The sequence below is a fragment of the Halodesulfovibrio sp. genome, assembly GCF_025210605.1.
Lineage (GTDB): Bacteria > Desulfobacterota > Desulfovibrionia > Desulfovibrionales > Desulfovibrionaceae > Halodesulfovibrio.
Map to the genome: position 1 here is coordinate 108,303 of NZ_JAOARI010000018.1, position 21,485 is coordinate 129,787.

Genomic DNA, 21,485 nt, shown 5'->3' on the forward strand with positions numbered 1-21,485 from the left:
ACTAGTGCCGCTCCTCGATAGTTGGTTCTTCCACTTTAAACTGCATAAGCGGAGGAGTATCTTCTGCGTTGGTTCCTGCATTGTATGCGAAAACATCGCGAACAATACCGGCCATTTTGCGTCGTAACAGCATAATTGGAATATCCATTGGACATGCACGTTCACATTCACCGCACTCTACGCAACGACCAGTAAGGTGCATTACGTGAATCATCTGGAACATGAGGTTGTTCTGCACGTCAACGTCTTCGCTCAGCCATTTAGGCTCACGGGAGTTCGCAAGACAATGGTCTTTACATACGCACATTGGACATGCGTTACGGCATGCATAACAACGGATGCAACGGCGCATCTGATCCTGCCAGAAAGCAAAACGCTCTTCCAAAGAAAGCTTTTCAAATTCTTCGAGAGCCTTATCCTGCTCAGATTCTGGCTGCTTATCAGATTTTTCACCAGCAAAGTGAGTACACTGCAAGGTGTTCGGGTAAGAACATGTTAAACACTTGTCCGCACATACTTCTACGAACGGTACAGTTTCTTTCTTACCTTCAACTACGAGGCTTACAGTTGAACCATCATTTTCAATAGACTCGATAAAGCCGATGTTGCCAAAACGAGCCTGAAGTTTTGCATGGTTCAAAACACCACTACAGCCAAAACCGAAGATGGTGAGGTCTTCTTCTTTAAGAAGATCTTCCTGAATAAGCTGGATAACGGAACGGGAATCACACCCTTTCAGCACAAGACCAACTTTCTTGCCACCGCGCATTTCACGCAGGTAGGAAGAAGGGTTCACTACGCAGAATTCGTTAACTACCAGCTTATCAATATCAGCTTCGGAGCGGATAAAGAGAGGGCGAGTGTGCAATGCATCAAAGCCCTCCTGCCAACCGATAACTACATCCAGCTCAGGCAATGCCTGACGGATTTGTTCTTTAAGTTCTGCAAGAGCCTGCATTACGCTTTCTCCTTATGGCACGGGCACTGCTCACCAAGGGAAACAGCAGCCGCGATTTCTTTCAGACACTCTTCGTCATAGCCGGTGCCGCCAGAAATTTTCGGAGCGGGACCGAGATCGCGAATGCGTTCTGTAAAGGAGGTTACAACATCCTGCCAGCGCTGACCTTCGGATGCAGAAACCCATGTGTAATGGAAGCGTTCCGGATCAATACCGGTAACGGACAGGAACTGCTTGAGCATTTCAAAACGGCGACGTGCGTAGAAGTTACCTTCTGCGTAGTGACAGTCACGAGGGTGACAGCCGGATACGAGAACGCCATCTGCACCGCTAAGAAGTGCGCGTGCAATGAACAGCGGGTCGATACGACCAGAACAAGGTACGCGGATTACGCGCAAATCTGTAGGCTGTTCAAAACGTGCAACACCAGCGGTATCTGCACCACCGTAGGAGCACCAGTTACACAGAAAACCAACAATACGAAGATCGTGACCTTCTGTTAAAAGTCCAGTTGAGCCTGACATAAGGCGTTAACCTCCGCGAGAATCTGGTTGTCTGTAAAGTGCTGTAGCTGGATAGCACCCTGAGGACAGGTAACGGTACAAATACCGCAACCCTGACATACTGTTTCAATAACTTCAGCTTTTACGTTACCTGCACGGTCAGTCACTTCTTTAATAGCGCCGAACGGACAAGTAGTAGCACACTTCAGGCAGCCTACGCAGCGAGATGCATTAACGCTGGAAACCTGAGGGTCACTTTCAAGCTTATCTTTAGAGAACAGGGTCATTACCTTAGCTGCTGCTGCACTACCCTGACCAACGGAAGTAGGAATATCTCTAGGACCTACACAAGAACCTGCAAGGTACACACCGGCGGTGTTTGTTTCTACAGGTTTAAGTTTAGGGTGAGCTTCCATGAAGAATCCGTAGGAGTCGTAGGAAATACGCATTTTTTCAGCAAGTGCAGGTGCGTTTTTAGCACTTTCCGCACCAACAGCCAGAACTACGAGATCTGCTTCCACTTCTACCTGAGTGCCAGCGAGAGTATCCGCACCACGTACGATGTACTTGTCGCCTTTAGGGTAGATCATGGACACGCGACCACGAAGGTACTGCACGCCGTACTGTTCCTGTGCTCTACGGGTAAATTCGTCATACCCTTTACCAGGGGAACGAATGTCCATGTAGAAAACGTAGGAATCAGAATCAGGGATATGGTCTTTAGTAAGAATTGCCTGTTTTGCTGTGTACATGCAGCAGAAACCGGAGCAGTATGGACGACCAACGGCAGGATCACGAGAACCTACACACTGTACGAACACAACTTTTTTCGGCTCTTTACCGTCAGAAGGACGTACAATATGACCGCCGGTAGGACCGGATGCGTTCATAAGACGTTCGTACTGAAGGGAAGTGATAACGTCCGGGTACTGACCTGCACCGTACTGTTTGTACACAGAGTGGTCGAACATATCGTAACCGGTCGCTGCGATGACTGCGCCGACTCTTTCGGTCAGCACTTCATCCTTCTGTTCAAAGTCAATGCACTTGGTAGGACAAATTTTAGCGCAAACGCCACATTTGCCTTTCTTGAGCATTAAGCAGCCTTTCGGATTGATAGCAGCTTTCTTTGGAATAGCCTGCGGGAACGGAATGTTGATGGCTGTACATTTGGAAATGCCTTCGTTGAATTCATCAACGTTTTTCTTACTTGGGCATTTTTCCATACATGCACCACAACCGGTACAGTTATCCCAGTTTACGTATGTAGCTTTTTTGCGCACCTGCACTTCAAAGTTACCAACGTAGCCGTCAATTTTCTCAACCTCAGACATTGCATACAGCGTGATATTTTCATGCTGTGCTACGTCTACCATTTTAGGGCCGAGAATACAGGAGGAACAGTCAACGGTCGGGAATGTTTTGTCGATTTTTGCCATTTTGCCGCCGATGGACTGCTCACGCTCAACCATCACGACCTCGTAGCCAGCATCTGCACAATCAAGGGCAGCCTGAATACCGGCAACACCACCACCGATAACAAGAACGCGTTTGTTTACATCGAACTTGTTAGCGTACAGTGGAAGGTTGTTACGCAGCTTGGCAACAGCAATTTCAACAAGTTCAAACGCTTTTACTGTGTTGCGTTCCTTGTTTTTACCAATCCAGGAAACATGTTCGCGGATGTTTGCCATTTCGAGCATGTATTTGTTGAGACCTGCACGCTCAAGAGCACGGCGGAAAGTAGGCTCGTGCATACGTGGTGAACAGGAAGCAACAACAACACCATCAAGGTTGTGCTCTTTAATAGCTTCAATAATTTCATTCTGTCCCGGCTCGGAACAGGTGTACATAGTGTCTGTTGTAAACACTACGTCCTGTAACATCTTTGCTTGCTCCGCTACAGCCGGACAGTCAACAGTAGCCGCGATGTTACTGCCGCAATGGCAGACAAATACGCCTATACGCATACTCTCTCCTTGCTATAAAACGCCAGCAAAACGCAGACGAGGTGTCGGGTCTACTACGAGTTTGGACAAGCCAACCTCTTCCGCAGAAAGACCAAGAGCCAAACCGAGCAGCTGTGTAAAGTACACAACCGGAATATCGTAACGGGTGCCGTTTGCACGGTTTACCTGTCCCTGACGAAGATCAAGGTTCATCTGGCATAATGGACAGGCAGTTACAATAATCTCTGTGTTCAGGCTATCTGCAACATCAAGCAGACGACCGGAAAGCTCAGTAACAATGTCTTTCTTCGGCATACCGGCAGCAGCACCGCAGCATTCAACTTTAAGCGGGAAAGGCAGTACAGTTGCGCCACACGCTTCCATGATCTTATCCATTGCCATTGGATTTTCAGGATCATCAAACTGCATGAGTTCCGGTGGACGGTTCATAATGCAGCCGTAGTAACAAGCTACGTTAAGGTCTTTAAGCGGTTTAACAACAGCCTTTTTGATAGCGTCCAGCCCAACTTTTTCTACGATAAGCTGCAATGTAGAAACAACGCTTGCAGCTTCCTCACAAGATTCATCGAGAAGTTCTTCTACCTTCGGGCGGTAGTTTTCATCTGCGATTTTATGTGATGCTGTGCGAAGGTTAGCAAGACAGCTAGGACAAGGAGTAATAACCTCATCCTGACCCTGTTTTGCTGCAAGTACGAGGTTACGTGCAGAAAGAGCAGCAGAAAGAGTGTGGTTTACTGTATGAGCCGGAGTGGAGCCGCAACAGCTCCAATCGTCGATTTCATTAAGCTCGATACCGAGCTTTTTACAGACTGCGCGGGTGGATTTGTCATATTCTACAGACGTTCCACTACCGGAACAGCCCGGGTAGTATCCTACAGAAATGGACATTAACTGTTCTCCTTGGCAGCGCCGCGTTCTCTGAAACGTTTGAAGATTTCAGAAACGTGTTCTTTACCGCGAATTTCGTGCGGTTTAATCGAAAGCTTATTTTTAGGGAGCATAGCTGGAGCAAGATCAACGTCTGTCCAGAATCTACCTGTTTTAGTGATGTATGAAGCCGTTACGCCAAGCTCATACACACGACCGTGCTTTTCGACTGACTCAAGGAAAGCGTCACCAAAAGCTTTAACGTTACGCTCAGTTGCGTAACCAGCTTCGCGTGCCATATGACGCAGAACATCCATAATTTTGGCAACATCAATACTGTTTGGACAACGAGTTGTACAGGACTGACAAGTAGCACACAGCCAAATAGAATGGCTTTTAAGAACGGCATCACGCTGACCAAGCTGCACAAGACGCATTATGCGACTAACAGAAAGGTCATACGCGAAATTATAGGGACAGCCAGCAGTACAGTTGCCACACTGGTAACAACTTAGCACATTCTGTCCGCTTCTCTCCTGAACTTCACGGATGAATTCTTTATCCGGTGAGTTAAGAGGGATAGTTTCCATGGCTCCTCCGAGTGTTAACTGAAAAAGGCAGCAAATTGGCATAAACACATGCCGTGAACACCTGTTCAGTAATCGTGATACAAAGAAAAAAAGACGAATGAGGTACTTACAAACCCCAATTGATATACCTCAAGCGCAAGGTAAAAAGATTGCGAGAGCAATACGTTCAGAAAAATACTCCGAAGAGCACCGTTTTTTTGTTGCTTGAACCCACAAGAAACAACATTCCGGTTATCTTCGGTAGTGGTGTGCTTTACCTTGCGCAATATACTCTTCAACGTTGAGGCTACTCGTTGTGCGGGTACCAATCACACAAGCCTACCCCAAAGTGTATCACACTATTTATAAACATAGACTAACGCCGCTAACAAGCATTGGCAACCCGTATAGTCGTTTTTTTTGGATTTATCCATTGAAGAAAAAAATATATTTATCAACAAGTTATGAAAATACTATCAACTTAACTATCTATTTTTACTCAATTTTTCAAAAAAAGTGTAAGCGGTTCAGAAAATTCTTCAATCATTTACGCCTGTTATTTTTGATTGAACACTCAATCACTACAAGCAAAGCACGCCATTCCATGCACACATAAAAACGGGAAAAAAAGTGAAACTATATTCACTCTTTTTCCCGTTTACCAGCCCGAAGGCTCGGAGTGTTTCCATTGGCCGGAGGCGTCCCTCCGGCGCTTTATGTGCAAACAGGCAGCGTGCCCGTCCTGCGCTACACAACCTGTATTATGCCCACAAAACGCAAGCCTACCATGATTTCAAATCGTAAAAGCACTTTTATAACAGATAAATACACAATAACACATGTACCTATCCATCACTTCCACTTATGACGGGTTCTTTACTGCTCCACATATTTTCAGTAGGTTATCCTACAACTATTGCTTCAGAACAAGGAACTAGTATGCCCGGATATAAAGGACACCTTGCAGGTGGCGCAGCGTTAGGGGGCAGCACCATAGCTGCCGCAGTTTATTTTTCATATCTTCCAAAAGACATATGGCTTCTGGCAGCACTTTTTTCCATCGCAGTTATGGCATCATTGTTTCCAGATACGGACACCGAATCCAAAGGGCAAAATTTTTTCTACTCCATAATGGCTCTCACCGACGTAGTACTTATCATTAATAAATATTATGAGTGGGCAGCGATTTTAGGATTATTTGCCATGCTTCCGGCATTAGGAAAACACAGAGGCTGGACGCATACATGGTGGGCTATGCTCATTGTTCCGGCTCCTATCATGATTCTTCCTTGGATATTTTTTAGGGAAGACTGGATGGTAACCCTGCCCTTCTACTTAGCCGCAGTAGTCGGATATTTTTCTCACCTGCTGCTGGACAGAGAGTTTTAACACAAAAAATCCTGCTGAACCAATTCAGCAGGATTTTTTTACCATTGTCATTATGTGACGCGTATACCATGGGAGCCATCATAATAAAAATTACATGCGCCCATGAATTGTGAGATACAAGTCACCCACCCAGCCGCCAATTTTACGTCCCAGCTTACGCAAGCGTATGGGATAGCCCACACGAAAATCAGCAGGCAGTGTAATTTCCAAATTTCGAGTACCACCGCTTAACCCTTGCGAAAGAGTTAAGCGTACCTTGGCTCCGGGACGCAAGTTTTGCATCGGCAAATGCATTACCTGATTATCATCAAGCTGTCGTTGCAGCCACCCTTTTACGCCGCCTGTCATATCTACAGAAATATCTCTGTCACCCCACTGCATGGAAAGCTTACGCTTTTTGGGTGCAGGTGCCGGTCTGCTGCCGTCACGGCGTATCTCACTGTAAATATCTTCAAAAACACGCTTTGCAAACGGGTCATTTAAAATTTCATTTAAGACAGATTCTTTAGAATAACCACGCTGTTCTTTATTCCAGAATGAATCGTCAAATTCTTGCCGTGGTTTATTGTATGTATCACCACTTGCAGCGGTTTTATTCTTTTGGGCATCAAAGTTTGTTTTTGCTTTTCGATACGCAGCACGGGCACGATCACGAACTGACTCATCACGGGAGGCACGCTGTGACCTGTAACCACTGGCAGCAGAGCGCGGTCTACCTGATGATTCGCGTCGTTGTGATGTAGTTCTTCTACCGCCAAACGCTTCATCCTTAGCACTGGAAGTGATAATGACGTATGCTTCATTCAGCTTCTGGAATTTACGTGACGCATCAGGATCATCAGGGTGCAAATCCGGATGCAGTTCAAACGCCCGCTTACGGTATGCTTGTTTTACAACATCTTCAGATGCCCCGTTCGGCACATTCAATAATTTATAGCAATCGCGTAGTGTCACGGTTCCTCCATAGAAACAGCATGCAAGCAGGAGCAAAGCTTGCAATCCATATGTACTGAACAGAATTTCTCTGCGCACAGTAACGCTTCAAGAAAAATACCTTTTATATACACAGCATGGAAATTAAGCCAGTTTTACCTGAAAAAGCGTTTGCTCCATTTTACTTGTATATAAGCAGATACAACTTAGGCACGCATCATACAATAACGCACCGCAACTGCACGGAATATACAACATTCTAACAGTATATATAAAAAAAGGCCGGTTTCATAAAAGTACACTCTTATGAATACCCAGCCTTTCAGAAAAATCGCAACGCGTAAGGTTATGCCCTCTTATTCATCATCTAAGATAAGAGCACGAGCCTCACAGTGTTTGTCACTGGCAAGCAAATTATGTTCGCGCAAATAGTCTCGACCTTGCGCTGCAAATTCATCATGGCTTACATCTCTTCGGATGCCCGGGCAAAAGTCTTTAGCCATTTCCCAAGACTCCGAATCAACAATGTTACCACGGAAATACGGCCATGCACGACAAATATCCGGCTTAGCAATATGTACGCCGCAGCCTTTAGATTGTACAAAGAATATACAGTAGTTATCTTCACCTACACGAATTCTTAGTTTGCCGTCTTTTACTTCGCCATATTTTTCTGTAAATTCTTCGGCAGACATCTGTAAGTGTTCGGTAATGCGAACAAGGTCTGTCGGGCTGACAATAATACCGCCCTCACCTTCACAACAATGTCCACACATCTGGCAATCAAATGCTTCTTTCATTTATATACTCTCCAAACCGAGTCTGCTGTGTTCAACCATAATGCATTTATCTTCAACAACAGCAATCTCATTGGCAGCAAGTTTTTCGCCAGCGTCCTGACTTCTGATTCCAGACTGCATCCAGAACATGTTCGGCTTATGCTCCAACGCAAGCACCTCGTCTGCATGGGCTGCACAATACTGAGATGCACGGAATACATTAACAATATCAATTGGAACAGGGATATCTGCTATGGACTTATATGTGACTAAACCCCATACATTCTGCCGAACAGGATGCACTGGAATAACAGTATATCCTTGATCGATAAGATACGTTCCAACCCTATCGACAGGCTGACCAGCCTTATCTTTGGCACCGATTATCGCAATCACCTTTGCATCGGTAAGAGCTTTACGCATGGATTCATCAAAAATCATAATTTCCTCTCAGAAAAAAATACAAGGCAGTCAAAGTAGCTGCCTCCGGCTGACAATAAATCTGGAGACCATTGTAGCATATTGCCTTCAGCAACATACTAAATAACCGCCTACGTCAATCACTGGTTTCTGTATACTGTATTTGATATGAACACCAGAAGTTCATAACACCATTGCTCACAGAGTCAGATTGGCATATAACCAACTGGCATATCTAAGGAGCTATTATGACAAAGATTCTACCAGTTATCGAAAAAATACCTGCGGAAGAGCTTGCATTACGCCATGCACGATGCCGCGACATACTCAACCGGTTTATGCCGGAAGCCTCCGGCATGCTCGTATTCTCCCGTATCCAGCTCTACTACCTGACAGGTACTCTGGCTAACGGAATCTTCTGGCTACCTAAAGAGGGTAAGCCCGTTCTCATGGCTCGGCACGGCATAGAACGATGCAGGCTTGAAAGCGCAATTGAGGAGATTCATCCATTCCGCTCATTTAGCGATATAGAATCCATCGTTAGCAATGCTGGAAGTCCGCTTCTTCCAGCAGAAGCCGCAGATGTGGCGGTAGATTTTGCAGGACTCACATGGCAGCTCGGCGATCTTCTACGAAAAAAATTACCACACCTTTCTTTTATCCCATGTGATCGCGTTCTCACAGCAGCACGCTCTGTTAAGACAGAGTGGGAATTGAAAAAACTTCGCCTCAGTGGTGCGCGCCATCACAAAGCATTATACCACGACCTCCCCCGCAAGCTGCACATTGGCATGACAGAACGTGACGTTGCTCACAGGTCATGGGAAATATTTTTTGCTAAGGGACATTGCGGAATGTTACGCATGAACACATTTGGCGAAGATATTTTCCTTGGTCATATTGCCGCAGGTGAATCTGGAAACTACCCAAGCCATTTTAATGGCCCACTAGGATTAATGGGGGAACATCCAGCGACACCGTTCATGGGCTACTCCGGCAAAGTTTGGCGCAGCAAGTCACCATTGACTGTTGATATCGGCTTTGCTCTGGAAGGTTACCACACTGATAAAACACAAGTGTATTGGGCTGGCTCTCGCAGTTCCATTCCTGATATTGTCCGAAACGCACACGACACCTGCATTGAAATTCAACAAACTCTCGCTGCTGAGCTTCGAGTCGGCAGTACTCCTTCACTCTTATACAAAAAAGCTCTTTCAATGGCAGAACGTGCCGGATTTGAAGATGGTTTCATGGGGCTTGGCAACAACAAAGTGAAATTCGTTGGGCACGGCATCGGACTTGGGATTGATGAACATCCTGTTATTGCAACTGGCTTTGACGCCCCCTTGGAAAAAGGCAACGTCATTGCACTGGAGCCAAAGATAGGCATACAAGGCATTGGTATGGTCGGCGTCGAAAACACATTCGAAATAACAGATAACGCTAGCACATGTCTGACAGGTGATTCATTCGAGATGATTTGCATTGAATAACTTGTTTTAACTATATTTTTGGTTAGCATGGTTGAATCTTCCAATCATGCTAGCTAAAAATTTGGAAATCCATCATAACATGAATATGAAACAGACAAAGCGACTTTATACTCTCATTACAACTTTCCTGCTTGTACTGGCTGCAACTTCTCTTGCCCTTGCGGCAGACGCACCTGTACAATTTTCTGCTGAACCTTTCATTTCAGCGAGCCAAGATAACGCCATTGTCATCAAAATGCAGATTACACCTGATGCCGAGTACCATTTCTATTCACGACAACAAGGTGACACAGGCAAACCAACATCCATTGCTGTCTCCCCTTCTCCGGAAGGGACAACTGTACGGTATCCTGCCGGAGTTAAATCTCCCGACCCGATTTTAAAGAATAAAACAACGTACCTTTATGAAGGTGCAGAAGAATTTTATATTACCATTCCCGATGCAAAAGCGGGTAAAGCAGACCTGACAGTCTCTCTTCTTCTTTGTTCTAATGTCCGGTGTGCACCGGTACGCAAATCTATTCCTGTCACATGGAAGACTGACACGTTGACCGAAGCAGAAACGCAGCCGTGGTGGAAACAATATTCAGCCATCACACCAGTTGCACCGGATACGGCTGTACGTAGTTCCACACCTTCTAGTAGCAAAAATGCAGACCTTGCTAAAAAATTGGGCGTACAACTGCCATCATCTTCCGGTTCCGGCAAAAGCCTGTCTTCGAGTTTGCATGGCAAAACGTCTTCGCTAGGGGGAACCACATCATCTGAAACGTCCGTTTCGCTCATGCCCAAACGCAACCTTGCCCCAAAGCATGAGTACAAATTCACGCCCCGCTACTTTCTGAAAGCACTGGAAGTTTCAACACTTGGCAAAGCAATACTTTTCGGTTTGATTGCTGGCTTTATCCTTAACTTTATGCCGTGCGTTTTGCCTGTCATCAGTTTAAAGCTTTCATCACTGGTTGCAGCTGCACAAATTACAGATGACCAACACCGCAAGCATATGTTCCGTGAGCACAACTTGTACTTTGCTCTCGGCATTCTTACATGGTTCTCCCTCCTTACAATTGTGCTCACCAGCTTTGGTCTGGCATGGGGACAACTTTTCCAAAATGAAAACCTGCTGATTGGGCTGACTATCCTTATTTTTGTGCTCGCATTATCTATTTTCGATATATTCCCGCTTCCGATGTTCAGCCTTACAGGACGTGGCACACAAAACGGTAACGACAAATGGAGTGCCTATTCAACAGGACTACTTTCCACAGTATTGGCAACGCCTTGCAGTGGTCCATTTCTTGGCGGCGTCTTAGGCTGGGCTTTTTTACAACCTGTTGGTATTCTGGTTATTATTTTTCTTTCTGTAGGATTGGGAATGGCTCTGCCATATCTTGCCATGGCTGTTGTGCCAGACTTAATTAACCGCTTCCCGCGCCCCGGAGCATGGACAGGCACGCTCTCTCATATTGTCGGATTTTTCCTCATGGGAACAGTTGTGTACATGCTCTATGTACTTCCAATAGAAATCCTCCCCGACATGCTTATAGTCCTTTGGGCATCAGCTATTGCTGCATGGGCATGGGGACGTTTCTCAGGACTCTCATTTTCCAGAAAGCGGAACATTATTGTGCGATCTCTATGCGCCCTCTTTGTTGTTCTCACCATGTCTGTAGCGCTTAAAGAAGAACCACAAGCACGGCGTTGGAATTCGTTTACACCTGACCTGTTTTTCACCGAATTCAAAAACAAGCGCATAATCGTAGATTTTACAGCCGACTGGTGTCCGAACTGCAAAGTATTAGAACGTACAGTACTCACACCGGAAAATCGTCTCCGGTGGGAAGAAAAGTACAATGTGATATTCATTAAAGTTGACCTGACAAAAGAAGATGCTGAGAAGCAGCAATTCCTTGAAGCCCTTGGTTCCAACTCTATCCCTGTGGTGGCTATTTTCCCTAAAGGAGAAAAAGCGCACTCTCCTGTCGTGCTGCGCGACATCTTTACATCAGGACAGATGGAAGATGCATTACGAGAAGCATTTAAGTAGCTGAAGCTACACTGCGAAATAAAGCCCCTTCGTGACATGCCCATCATGCTAAACGAAGGGGTTTCTTTTTTGTATCCGACGGGCAGGGGATTATGAAGCCCCTTGCATCCCCCATTACGCGAGTCACTCTGTTTTTTAGTATAGGTTTCGGCGCGACAATGCTCTACATCAGAGAGACTCGAGCTACCTGCTCAAAGCAACAAAAAAATCCTCGTAGCTTATGCAACGAGGATTTTTAGAATCAATAGAACTGGTAAATGTAAGAACGCTACCAGAACGTAGGAGAACGAGTTATTCCCAGATAAGTGCAGCCCATTCACCTTCGATGATACGGCGTGCTTCTGGAAGCCCCAATTCTCTGTAAACAGCTTCAACTTGATCTGCCTGAATTGCGAGCAGACCGGAAAGAACAAGGCAGCCACCCGGTTTAACGAGCTTGATAATTTCTACCGCCATCTCCATTAAAGGACGCGCTAAAATATTAGCAAGCACAACGTCAAAATCACCACATACTGCATCAGCAGAACCTTGATATACTTCGAAAGCATCGGAAGAAACATCGTTGAGAACTTTGTTTTCTTCTGTATTTTCGATAGCGAGCATATCGATATCAACGCCTACGCCGGTAAGCCCAAGCTTAACACAGCCAATTCCAAGAATACCGGAGCCTGTTCCAAGATCAAGGAAGCTCTGCCCCTCATGAATGCGTCCTTCGGATGCAAGTTTTGAAACAGCAGAAAGGCACAGCGCAGTAGTCGGATGATGTCCGGTACCGAACGCAGTTTTCGGTTCAATCACAATTGGTGTACGTCCTTCCAGAGGTTCCTTACCCCGCATCCACGGCGCAATAACCTTAAAGTGTTCACCAATTTCAACCGGCGTGAAAAACTCGCGCCACGCTTGCATCCAATCCTGATTTGGAACGTCCTTACGAACCACATCTACTTCCGGTAACGAGCTATGGAGTGCAGCCATAAACTCTTCACAGAAAGCGGGATTTTCAATGTGGACACGATAAAGAATATCACCGGTAGGAAGATTTTCTTCTTCCCATCCATAATTAAGCTGCTGAACCATGACGAGTGTCGCCATATCCTGCATTTGCTCAGGTACACGTATTTCCAGTCTGACAAGGTCTGACATAAATTAATTATCCTCTTGCCTGATATCGAGCCATTTTCTTTTCAAGTTTGCGACTCAAGGCTGTAAGGACGTAACAAATCACGAAGTACATGACAAGGATGGTAAGATAGATCTCCATAGGAGCAGAAAGAGTACGATTGTTCACCTGTACAGCTGCACGAGTAAGTTCTACAACACCAATAACGTATGCCAAAGATGTATCTTTAGTTAATGATACAAACTGGTTAACAAAAGAAGGAATCATATTCCGCAATGCTTGCGGCAAAATAACATACCGCATCGCCTGCAAATGTGTGAGACCGCCAGCTCGGGCTGCTTCCATCTGTCCTCGTGGCAGTGCAATAACACCGGCACGGACGATTTCGCCGATATATGCACCAGTAAATACGATGAAAGCCACTAACGCGGATTCTGCTTCCGGTAACGTTTTTCCTAACAGAATCGGTGCAAGGAAATAAAACCAGAAAATAAGCATCAGCAAAGGTACGCCACGAATAATCTCAATATAGATTACAGATGGATACTTAATGTACCAGCGCTTTGAAAGACGCATTAAACCGGCAACAAGACCAATCCAAAACGCACCGAAAATACCACCTATTGAAAGCACAATACTCAGTGCGAGACCACCCAGCGGTCCTTGAGGATATGCACCCCACAGGAGGTACGGAAAGTTATCTATTACAATATCCCATTGCATGATCGATTCTCCTAATAGCTGACAGCACGCAAGTAGCGCTTGTTGTAGAAGTTGATGGAGAAGGAAACTATCAATGAGATACACAGATAGATAAGCGTACTGATGGTGAATGCCTCGAACCCGCGGAAGGTGTACGATTCAATCTGTCGTGCCATGTACGTTAACTCTGCAACACCGATAGTCATGCAAAGAGAAGAGTTTTTAACAAGGTTAAGTGCCTGCGAGATCATCGGCGGCACAATAATTCTAAATGCCTGAGGCAAAATAACATACCGCATCGCCTGAACAAACGTCAGACCGCAAGCGCGGGATGCTTCCAATTGGTTTTTTGGAATGGAGTTTACGCCTGCACGAATCTCTTCAGCAATAAATGCTGCTGTGTAAACAGACAGTGCAATAACGCCTGCACAGAATTCAAAATCCTGTTCATAAAGCCAATCAAGAGCAAATTGCGGCAACAGACTATCTGCACCGAAGTACCAGAAAAATATTTGTACAAGGAGCGGGGTATTACGGAAAAATTCAGTAAACGAAGCACTGAACCAGATAAGCGGCTTAACCTTTGTCATGCGCATTACAGCGATGGCAGTACCGAGTAGCAGAGCAATAAACAGCGAAACCGCAGAAATCTGCAGAGTAACGCCCACCCCGCTTATAATCCAATCCAGATATTCACCGGAGAGAACTTTATTCCAATCGAACGTATAATTCAAAACATCCTCGAAACAGTAAAACAAAGAGCGCAATGCAGCCATTGCGCTCTTTACCGGTTAGTTAGAGCTTATGGCCACAGTTCCATCTGCCATGTAAGAGGCAGGTAGTAGTTGGAGTCTTTACCAAACCATTTATTGTAAATTTTCTGGTATTCGCCGGAACGCCATAAGTCGTTAAGAGTTTTGTTGATGAGATCGCGGAAATCAGAGTCGTTTTCTGCAATGCCAAGACCGTATGGTTCGGCTGCAATGTACTCACCAACAATTTCCCATTTGGATGGGTCTGGAGCAGAATTTTTAAGACCGAGAAGAATAGTTGAGTCAGTAGTTACCGCAACAGCTTTACCTTGTTTAAGAGCAAGGAATGCCTGTGGGTACTCATCAAAAGACAGTACACGAGCTTTTGGCTGAGCATTTTTGATGTTTTTCTCAGAAGTAGAACCTTTTACAGTTGCAACTTTCTTACCTGCAAGATCAACAGCAGATTTGATGCCGGAATCTTTAGCTACGAGCAGTTTTTGACCATCCATGAAGTATGTAATGGAGAAATCGATAACTTCATCACGAGCATGTTTATGTGTCATTGTAGCAGCAGCAATATCAATCTGTCCGTTAACAACCATCGGAATACGTGTGGAGGAAGTAACAGTCTTCAGTTGCAGTTCTACGCCAAGTTCTTTTGCAATCGCACGGCAGATATCTACATCAAAACCTACAAGCTGGCTTGATGCCTGATCTACGTAACCAAAAGGAACTACAGAATCTTTAACGCCGCAAACTAACGCACCACGTGCTTTAATGTCGTCAATCTTACCCGCAAAAGCAGTAGTGCAGGTCAATACGAGACATAAAGTCAATGCCATCAGCACAAAACGTTTCATATACTTACTCCTATTTAGCTGGTCCAGAGCTTACACCAAAAGGCAAGCTCGCTTTATTCTAGAGGATTTCTTTCAAGAAAGCCTTTGTTCGCTCATGCTGAGGGTTACTGAAAAAATGTTCAGGCGTTCCCTCTTCAACAATTTCTCCGCCATCCATAAAGATCACGCGATCAGCCACTTCACGGGCAAAGCCCATTTCGTGAGTTACGCAAAGCATTGTCATACCTTCGCGAGCAAGATCTTTCATAGCGTTGAGAACTTCGTTAATCATTTCTGGATCAAGTGCGGATGTAGGTTCGTCAAACAGCATAACTTTCGGCTTCATTGCAAGAGCACGGGCAATAGCTACGCGCTGCTGCTGACCACCTGACAATTCGATAGGATACTTGCTTGCCTGATCGTTAATACCGACACGTTCAAGCAACTTCATGGCAAGCTCTTCAGCTTGCGCCTTAGGCATGCTGCGCACTTTAATAGGTGCAAGTGTCACATTATCGAGAACGGTCAAATGCGGGTACAAGTTGAATTGCTGAAAAACCATACCCACTTCTGTACGCAAATCGTTTACATTTACGTCATCAGCATGAATGGAATGTCCTTCCAGCAAAATTTCACCCTTCTGGATTTCTTCAAGACGGTTGATACAACGAATAAAGGTTGATTTACCAGAGCCTGAAGGTCCACAAATAACAAGCACCTCACCTTGCTCGACCTTTTCGCTCACGTTTTTAAGTACGTGAAAGTCGCCATACCATTTGTTAATATCCTTGATTTCAATCATCGCCATGAAGAATACACCCTATGCCGAGTACTACAGTAGCACTCGTTTCCATTTTTGTTATTTAAAAAAAAGAAAAAAGAAGCGTTCAAAAGAGGAGTAAATTCTAATAGTGGAGATAAAATCTGGAGATTTTTTTTAAATTCTTAAAAAGTAAAACCCCATACCCCCATCAACGCAAATTTCTCTAACCTCCCAATCTTATTACATGAGTATTTTATTTTTTGTCAACTCAACGCCAATTGTCGTAAAAAAAGATGCTATCGTATTTAATTGCACGCACAAACATTTTATATTTACCATAATTATTATAGATAATTATAATTAAATTTCTTCATACTATATTTTTCTCTACCACGCCCGCAGCATACAATTTTAATTCACACCAAAACGACTTTTTACCCTCTAAAAAAGGGTTGTTTGCGACTTTTACTTTTTTGTAATTTTTATTTTGAACCTCAAAACACTACCACTATCTTAGCGGTTTATCAGCAACAAGATTGTCGACAATTACGCCGACAACCCTGTTTGTCATTACAATTTATGCTGTTATAAATTACCGCGCAAAAAAAATTGTAAAAAAATAAAAAAAAATCCCCATTTCTTTCGAAACGGGGATTTACATCTATGGAAAAGTTAGCGTTACTTCATTTTTTGAGAAAGAAGCTCTTCAAGTGCACTTGCGAATACATCAATATCATCTTTAGAAATGACGAGTGGCGGAACTAAGCGCAAAACACGCTCCTGAGTGAGATTCAAAATAAACCCGCGCTCAACCAGAGCCTCCCAGATTTCCTTACCATTTTCTGTAAGCACAATGCCAATCATAAGCCCATGTCCTCGGACATCATCAATTGTCCCCGGACATTTTTTTCCGATTTCCCGAAAAGCGTTCATCGCATATTCACCAAGATCACGCGCTTGGTCTGCAAGCTTTTCGTCCACCATTATGTCGATAACTTTGGCTGCCACAGCAGAAAGCACTGCGCCTGCACCAAACGTTGTCGCATGGCTCCCCGGTTCAAAACCTTGAGCAACCTCCTCAGAACAAAGCATCGCTCCCATTGGTAAACCGTTCGCCAATGCTTTTGCGCATGTCATGACATCCGGCTTCAAATCAAAGAGCTGGTGCGCCCAGAATTTGCCAGTACGGCACAGTCCTGTCTGGATTTCATCCACCATAAACAGGATGTCCTTTTCACGACAAATGCGTTCAACGCCTTTTGCAAACTCTTCAGTCATCGGACGAATACCGCCCTCACCTTGAATAACCTCCACAAGTACACCTGCGGTAGATTCTGCAATCGCCTCTTCAAGAGCCGCTAAATCACCCCAAGGAACTTGCCGGAAGCCTTGCGGGATAGGGGCAAATCCGTCAGCAAATTTTGCCTGTCCTGTAGCAGCTACAGTGGCAAGTGTTCTACCATGAAACGCACCGCTAAAAGTGATGATTTCACCTGCATCACGCCCTTTAACCCGCTGTGTATATCGTCGGCAAATTTTAATAGCAGCTTCGTTTGCTTCTGCACCGGAGTTACAGAAAAACGCTTTATCAAAATGACAGGTGGCAAGAATTTTTTCTGCAAGCTCGAGCTGTTCTTCCTGATAAAACAGGTTACTTACATGCACGAGCTTTCGCGCCTGCTCTGCCATCACATCTGCAAGCTCCGGTCGACAATGCCCAATGTTGGTCACGGCGATTCCGGCTAACAAGTCGATATATTCTTTACCTTCAAAGTCATACAAACGAGCACCTTCGCCTCGCTCAATAGCAAGGGGATAACGCCCGTAAGTGCGGCATAAAAGCTTCTCTTCACGCTGTTTCAATGCATCAAAACTGGTACTCATTCTAATTTCCGCTTTTTACCGCTCACTGCGGGTTACAGGTTGTTACTACATGGTTCCGGTATGTCCAAAACCGCCTTCACCACGCTCAGTTTCTTCCAATGAATCCACTACAGAAATTTGAGCACGGAAAAACGGTTGAAAAACAAGCTGTGCAACACGCTCACCGCGTTTAATCACACGCGTTTCACCAGAGGTGTTCAACAGGGAAATAAAAATTTCTCCACGATAATCAGGGTCAACAACACCGACACCTTGACTGACAGTGAGTCCCTTCTTAGTGCCAAGCCCGCTGCGTGAATAAATAAATCCAGCTACAGCATTGCATTGCGGGTCAATCGCAATGCCTGCCGGAATAGGATACCGACCACCAGCTGGAATGGTAATTTCTTCCTCTTCAAAACAGGCACGCAAATCCAGTCCCGCAGAATACGGGGTTGCATATGCAAGTCCGGATGCTCCGTCTTCCCCAGCACTATATAAATCAGCGGCTGAATTACGCAAAAAACGCACATTCAGCTGTAATGACATGGTATTAGATAACGAGTCGTGATTGCTCACAGAGTACTCCAAAAATTCTAAAGTTGGTCAAACAAACGCAATCAATATTCCAGACACGCTGGAGAGTAAAGAAGCGAAAGTACGTTTTCACTGTTCGAATTATAAGTACAGCACAGATTCCCTGTTACTAAAAATAATCCGGCAAGATAGCTATCTTCCCGTTCTTATTGAGCGCTGATTAATCATCAAAAACCCTGCGAAAAAAAACTACTCTGTGGCATAACAGTGCTTAAATGCTCTAATCTACGCAGGAGAAATTGCATGCAGCCGTTAAAAATATTCAACGTAATTCCTAAGCTTCCTGAAGGTCTGGAAGATTTATGGAGACTCGCTTATAACTTCCGCTTTACATGGTGCGGGCATACTGACGATGTATTTAAGCAGATAGATCAGCAACTGTGGTCAAAAACAAGCCATAACCCTTTGCTTTTTCTCCATCTTGTATCCCCAAAGCGCCTAGCCACCGTTGCAAAAGATCCTTTTTTTCAATCACGGCTCAAGCTCACTATAGATACGCTTAACGAATATTTCGAAGACCGCCCTGCACCTATGATTGAGGGCGCATCACCGGAACACCCTGCAATTGCATATTTCAGTTTTGAATTCGGCATAGCCAGCTGTATGCCTATTTATTCCGGTGGATTGGGAATACTTGCGGGCGATCATTTAAAATCTGCGTCCGATTTAAATATTCCGCTTGTTGGGATAGGTCTACTCTACAAGCACGGTTACTACCGTCAGTACCTCACACCGGATGGCTGGCAGCAGGAATCATATCCTGATCTAGACTTTGACCAAATCCCTATTCAGCCTATGGAAGATGAAAGCGGCAACCACATTCAAATAGATATTCCTCTGGGAACGCGAAGGCTTAAAGCGCAAATTTGGAAAGCCAATGTAGGGCGCGTTACTCTTCTATTAATGGATACAGAAATTGCTGAGAACCCGCCTGAGCTTCGTTCCATTACCGCAAGTCTGTACGGTGGTGATAAAGAAATGCGCCTCTGGCAGGAAATCCTGCTGGGTATCGGCGGAATGAAGGTACTAGAGGTATGCGGATATCACCCGCAAGTTATCCATATGAACGAAGGGCACTCCGCCTTTGCCGGAGTTGAGCGTATCCGAAGTTTCATGCGAAAAGGTCTTTCCTTTGAATCTGCTTCTGAAATTGTGGCATCAAGCTCCATCTTTACGACGCATACACCAGTGCCAGCTGGCAATGATCGGTTCAGCCCTGAACTTATGGAACAATATTTTTCAGATTATGCGCGCGACCTTGGACTCGCATTCAAAGTATTTTTGTCATTCGGGCGCGAAAATCCTTTCGACGATCAAGAAGATTTCTGCATGACCGTGCTGGCACTCAAGCTTTCCCGCTTCAATAACGGGGTATCTAAACTACACAAACACGTATCCCGCAGAATGTGGAAATCACTATGGCCGCTCTACCCGCATGATGACATTCCCATTTCTGCCCTGACAAATGGTATTCATGCCGCAACGTGGACTGCTGATGACATGCGCGAAGTCTTTGACAGATACCTCGGTAATAACTGGCGGGAAGACCCGGATTGCAAAACAATCTGGAGCCGTGCCGCGAATATTTCGGACGCTGAATTGTGGCGAACACATGAACGCCTGCGTGCACGACTTGTAGATTTTGCTCGCGTGCGCTTACGTGAACAGCTACAGGCACACGGAGCACGGAAACAGGAAATCCAAAATGCCGATGAAATCCTCAACCCTCAAGCGTTAACCATCGGTTTTGCCAGACGTTTTGCAACGTACAAACGCGCAACGCTGATTATGCGTGAAAAAGACAAACTGCTGCGCCTGTTCAAAGATGCGGATAGACCTATCCAGTTCGTATTTGCAGGCAAAGCCCACCCTGCGGACAGTGAAGGTAAAAAATTCATTAAGGAAATTGTATCAACTTGCCGCAGCCTTGATTACCGCTTCCACATGGTTTTTCTGGAAGATTACGACATGGAAATTGCAAAACATATGCTTGCTGGTTGTGACATATGGTTAAACACACCACGCAGACCATACGAAGCATGCGGAACCAGCGGCATGAAGGCTATTTTTAACGGTGCGCTTACATTCAGTACACTAGATGGCTGGTGGGATGAAGCATACTTGCCGGACAACAGCATTGGTTGGGCAATCGGTAAAGGTGAAGAATACAACGACCCTGATTATCAGGACTATGTGGAACTTCGAACGCTGTTCAACGTGCTTGAATTTGAGATCATACCGGAATTTTATGATCGAGGACGCGGCGGACTTCCTCGTCAGTGGATTCGCCGCATGAAAAAAGCATTTACGACACTGGGACCGGAGTTCAACTCACATCGTATGGTCATAGATTATGTCAACAAAGCGTACAAACCGGCATACGATAATTATATCAAGCTCTCACGCTACGATTTTCAACCAGCACGTGAGCTTGCAGACTGGCGTACAGACATTATGACCAAATGGAGCGGCGTGAACCTCCGCAACGCTCATGTTCAAATCAAAGAAGAAACATTTGTGGGAGAATCAATTCTCATCAGCGTTGATGTCAAACTTAACGGCATCCACCGTGACAGCATTCTTACCGAAGCATATTTTGGGCAAGTACAACAAAATGGAGAATTTGCCTCCCGCAATATTAAAAGGCTTACCCCTGTGGGGGATACTGACGCAGATGGCTGGCAACATTTTGAAGGTGAAGTTACACCTTCAAAACCAGGACGGTTCGGATACACAATTCGTGTCATTCCTACCCACCCTCTTCTTATTGACCCTCGCTCACTTGGGCTTATCCGCTGGGCTGTACCGCAAGAAATGCTCTAGAGTAGCCATCAGCAACACAGATTTTTCACCCCAACGTAACATTATATATAAGGGCGAAGAAGCACCATTGCCTCTTCGCCCTTTCTAAAAGTGTT

19 protein-coding genes are annotated in these 21,485 nt (G+C 45.2%); 4 read left to right on the top strand and 15 right to left on the bottom strand.

Translation table 11 applies throughout. The features are described from left to right. Position 1: 1 nt before the first annotated feature. Genes N4A56_RS07210 through N4A56_RS07230 form a run of 5 tightly spaced genes read right to left on the bottom strand, consistent with a single transcriptional unit; the run spans position 2 to position 4,888 of the window. Positions 2-958: a 4Fe-4S dicluster domain-containing protein gene (locus tag N4A56_RS07210; protein WP_295546130.1), complete on the bottom strand. Its 957-nt coding sequence runs from the start codon at positions 956-958 to the stop codon at positions 2-4. Then, entirely contained in the window at positions 958-1,482 is a 525-nt protein-coding gene (locus tag N4A56_RS07215; protein ID WP_293671387.1) for a hydrogenase iron-sulfur subunit, read from the bottom strand. The genes N4A56_RS07210 and N4A56_RS07215 overlap by 1 nt, the downstream gene beginning before the upstream one ends. Then, positions 1,458-3,431 (bottom strand): CoB--CoM heterodisulfide reductase iron-sulfur subunit A family protein, encoded by a 1,974-nt coding sequence (locus N4A56_RS07220; protein WP_293671388.1) that lies wholly within the window; start codon positions 3,429-3,431, stop codon positions 1,458-1,460. The genes N4A56_RS07215 and N4A56_RS07220 overlap by 25 nt, the downstream gene beginning before the upstream one ends. 12 nt (positions 3,432-3,443) lie before the next feature. Then, complete coding sequence (locus tag N4A56_RS07225) at positions 3,444-4,319, bottom strand: CoB--CoM heterodisulfide reductase iron-sulfur subunit B family protein (RefSeq protein WP_293671389.1); 876 nt, start codon at positions 4,317-4,319, stop codon at positions 3,444-3,446. Then, positions 4,319-4,888 carry a 4Fe-4S dicluster domain-containing protein gene (locus N4A56_RS07230; RefSeq protein ID WP_293671390.1) on the bottom strand — a complete coding sequence of 190 codons (570 nt, stop codon included), beginning with the start codon at positions 4,886-4,888 and terminating at the stop codon, positions 4,319-4,321. Before N4A56_RS07230 ends, N4A56_RS07225 begins: the two co-directional genes overlap by 1 nt. A 918-nt stretch (positions 4,889-5,806) precedes the next feature. On the opposite strand from N4A56_RS07230, the gene N4A56_RS07235 reads away from it, so the two are divergent. After that, on the top strand, positions 5,807-6,256 hold the full coding sequence (locus tag N4A56_RS07235) for a metal-dependent hydrolase (RefSeq protein WP_293671391.1): 450 nt from the start codon (positions 5,807-5,809) through the stop codon (positions 6,254-6,256). A gap of 90 nt (positions 6,257-6,346) precedes the next feature. On the opposite strand, the gene N4A56_RS07240 is transcribed toward N4A56_RS07235, so the two are convergent. The 3 genes from N4A56_RS07240 to N4A56_RS07250 all read right to left on the bottom strand — a co-directional run bounded on the left by N4A56_RS07240 (position 6,347) and on the right by N4A56_RS07250 (position 8,409). Then, positions 6,347-7,210, bottom strand: a complete 864-nt coding sequence (locus N4A56_RS07240; RefSeq protein WP_293671392.1) for a J domain-containing protein — start codon at positions 7,208-7,210, stop codon at positions 6,347-6,349. Positions 7,211-7,545: 335 nt separating this feature from the next. Next, positions 7,546-7,989, bottom strand: coding sequence for a YkgJ family cysteine cluster protein (locus tag N4A56_RS07245; protein ID WP_293671393.1), 444 nt, complete (start codon positions 7,987-7,989; stop codon positions 7,546-7,548). After that, positions 7,990-8,409: a CoA-binding protein gene (locus N4A56_RS07250; protein WP_295546138.1), complete on the bottom strand. Its 420-nt coding sequence runs from the start codon at positions 8,407-8,409 to the stop codon at positions 7,990-7,992. Positions 8,410-8,636: 227 nt separating this feature from the next. Here N4A56_RS07250 and N4A56_RS07255 point away from each other — a divergent pair, with 227 nt between their 5' ends. After that, positions 8,637-9,881 (top strand): M24 family metallopeptidase, encoded by a 1,245-nt coding sequence (locus N4A56_RS07255; protein WP_295546141.1) that lies wholly within the window; start codon positions 8,637-8,639, stop codon positions 9,879-9,881. A 79-nt stretch (positions 9,882-9,960) separates the two neighbouring features. Beyond that, positions 9,961-11,928: a cytochrome c biogenesis protein CcdA gene (locus tag N4A56_RS07260; RefSeq protein WP_295546144.1), complete on the top strand. Its 1,968-nt coding sequence runs from the start codon at positions 9,961-9,963 to the stop codon at positions 11,926-11,928. A 291-nt stretch (positions 11,929-12,219) separates the two neighbouring features. On the opposite strand, the gene N4A56_RS07265 is transcribed toward N4A56_RS07260, so the two are convergent. From N4A56_RS07265 to dut, 7 genes are all read right to left on the bottom strand, one after another. Beyond that, positions 12,220-13,071, bottom strand: coding sequence for a 50S ribosomal protein L11 methyltransferase (locus tag N4A56_RS07265; protein ID WP_295546147.1), 852 nt, complete (start codon positions 13,069-13,071; stop codon positions 12,220-12,222). A gap of 7 nt (positions 13,072-13,078) precedes the next feature. Then, a complete protein-coding gene (locus N4A56_RS07270) occupies positions 13,079-13,771 on the bottom strand; it encodes an amino acid ABC transporter permease (protein WP_293671398.1) in 693 nt (230 codons plus the stop codon). 11 nt (positions 13,772-13,782) lie between these two features. Then, complete coding sequence (locus N4A56_RS07275) at positions 13,783-14,484, bottom strand: amino acid ABC transporter permease (RefSeq protein WP_293671399.1); 702 nt, start codon at positions 14,482-14,484, stop codon at positions 13,783-13,785. Between the two features lie 68 nt (positions 14,485-14,552). Next, positions 14,553-15,365, bottom strand: coding sequence for an ABC transporter substrate-binding protein (locus tag N4A56_RS07280; RefSeq protein WP_295546151.1), 813 nt, complete (start codon positions 15,363-15,365; stop codon positions 14,553-14,555). Positions 15,366-15,423: 58 nt separating this feature from the next. After that, positions 15,424-16,152: an amino acid ABC transporter ATP-binding protein gene (locus N4A56_RS07285; RefSeq protein ID WP_293671401.1), complete on the bottom strand. Its 729-nt coding sequence runs from the start codon at positions 16,150-16,152 to the stop codon at positions 15,424-15,426. A 633-nt stretch (positions 16,153-16,785) separates the two neighbouring features. Further along, positions 16,786-17,991, bottom strand: a complete 1,206-nt coding sequence (locus N4A56_RS07290) for an aspartate aminotransferase family protein (RefSeq protein ID WP_295546155.1) — start codon at positions 17,989-17,991, stop codon at positions 16,786-16,788. A gap of 45 nt (positions 17,992-18,036) precedes the next feature. Further along, positions 18,037-18,549, bottom strand: a complete 513-nt coding sequence (gene dut / locus N4A56_RS07295) for a dUTP diphosphatase (RefSeq protein ID WP_295546157.1) — start codon at positions 18,547-18,549, stop codon at positions 18,037-18,039. 261 nt (positions 18,550-18,810) lie between these two features. On the opposite strand from dut, the gene glgP reads away from it, so the two are divergent. Continuing rightward, the gene (glgP, locus tag N4A56_RS07300) at positions 18,811-21,390 is read left to right on the top strand and encodes an alpha-glucan family phosphorylase (protein ID WP_295546159.1); all 2,580 of its coding nucleotides are present in this window, start codon (positions 18,811-18,813) and stop codon (positions 21,388-21,390) included. Positions 21,391-21,485: the final 95 nt, after the last annotated feature.

What these genes read in the sequence shown, in the direction of transcription:
- N4A56_RS07270 (WP_293671398.1), bottom strand. Translation starts at nt 13,771, where the DNA reads ATGCAATGGGATATTGTAATAGATAACTTTCCGTACCTCCTGTGGGGT.
- N4A56_RS07260 (WP_295546144.1), top strand. Translation starts at nt 9,961, where the DNA reads ATGAATATGAAACAGACAAAGCGACTTTATACTCTCATTACAACTTTC.
- N4A56_RS07285 (WP_293671401.1), bottom strand. Translation starts at nt 16,152, where the DNA reads ATGGCGATGATTGAAATCAAGGATATTAACAAATGGTATGGCGACTTT.
- N4A56_RS07215 (WP_293671387.1), bottom strand. Translation starts at nt 1,482, where the DNA reads ATGTCAGGCTCAACTGGACTTTTAACAGAAGGTCACGATCTTCGTATT.
- N4A56_RS07250 (WP_295546138.1), bottom strand. Translation starts at nt 8,409, where the DNA reads ATGATTTTTGATGAATCCATGCGTAAAGCTCTTACCGATGCAAAGGTG.
- N4A56_RS07225 (WP_293671389.1), bottom strand. Translation starts at nt 4,319, where the DNA reads ATGTCCATTTCTGTAGGATACTACCCGGGCTGTTCCGGTAGTGGAACG.
- N4A56_RS07290 (WP_295546155.1), bottom strand. Translation starts at nt 17,991, where the DNA reads ATGAGTACCAGTTTTGATGCATTGAAACAGCGTGAAGAGAAGCTTTTA.
- N4A56_RS07280 (WP_295546151.1), bottom strand. Translation starts at nt 15,365, where the DNA reads ATGAAACGTTTTGTGCTGATGGCATTGACTTTATGTCTCGTATTGACC.
- N4A56_RS07220 (WP_293671388.1), bottom strand. Translation starts at nt 3,431, where the DNA reads ATGCGTATAGGCGTATTTGTCTGCCATTGCGGCAGTAACATCGCGGCT.
- N4A56_RS07210 (WP_295546130.1), bottom strand. Translation starts at nt 958, where the DNA reads ATGCAGGCTCTTGCAGAACTTAAAGAACAAATCCGTCAGGCATTGCCT.
- N4A56_RS07265 (WP_295546147.1), bottom strand. Translation starts at nt 13,071, where the DNA reads ATGTCAGACCTTGTCAGACTGGAAATACGTGTACCTGAGCAAATGCAG.
- N4A56_RS07235 (WP_293671391.1), top strand. Translation starts at nt 5,807, where the DNA reads ATGCCCGGATATAAAGGACACCTTGCAGGTGGCGCAGCGTTAGGGGGC.
- N4A56_RS07230 (WP_293671390.1), bottom strand. Translation starts at nt 4,888, where the DNA reads ATGGAAACTATCCCTCTTAACTCACCGGATAAAGAATTCATCCGTGAA.
- glgP (WP_295546159.1), top strand. Translation starts at nt 18,811, where the DNA reads ATGCAGCCGTTAAAAATATTCAACGTAATTCCTAAGCTTCCTGAAGGT.
- N4A56_RS07255 (WP_295546141.1), top strand. Translation starts at nt 8,637, where the DNA reads ATGACAAAGATTCTACCAGTTATCGAAAAAATACCTGCGGAAGAGCTT.
- N4A56_RS07245 (WP_293671393.1), bottom strand. Translation starts at nt 7,989, where the DNA reads ATGAAAGAAGCATTTGATTGCCAGATGTGTGGACATTGTTGTGAAGGT.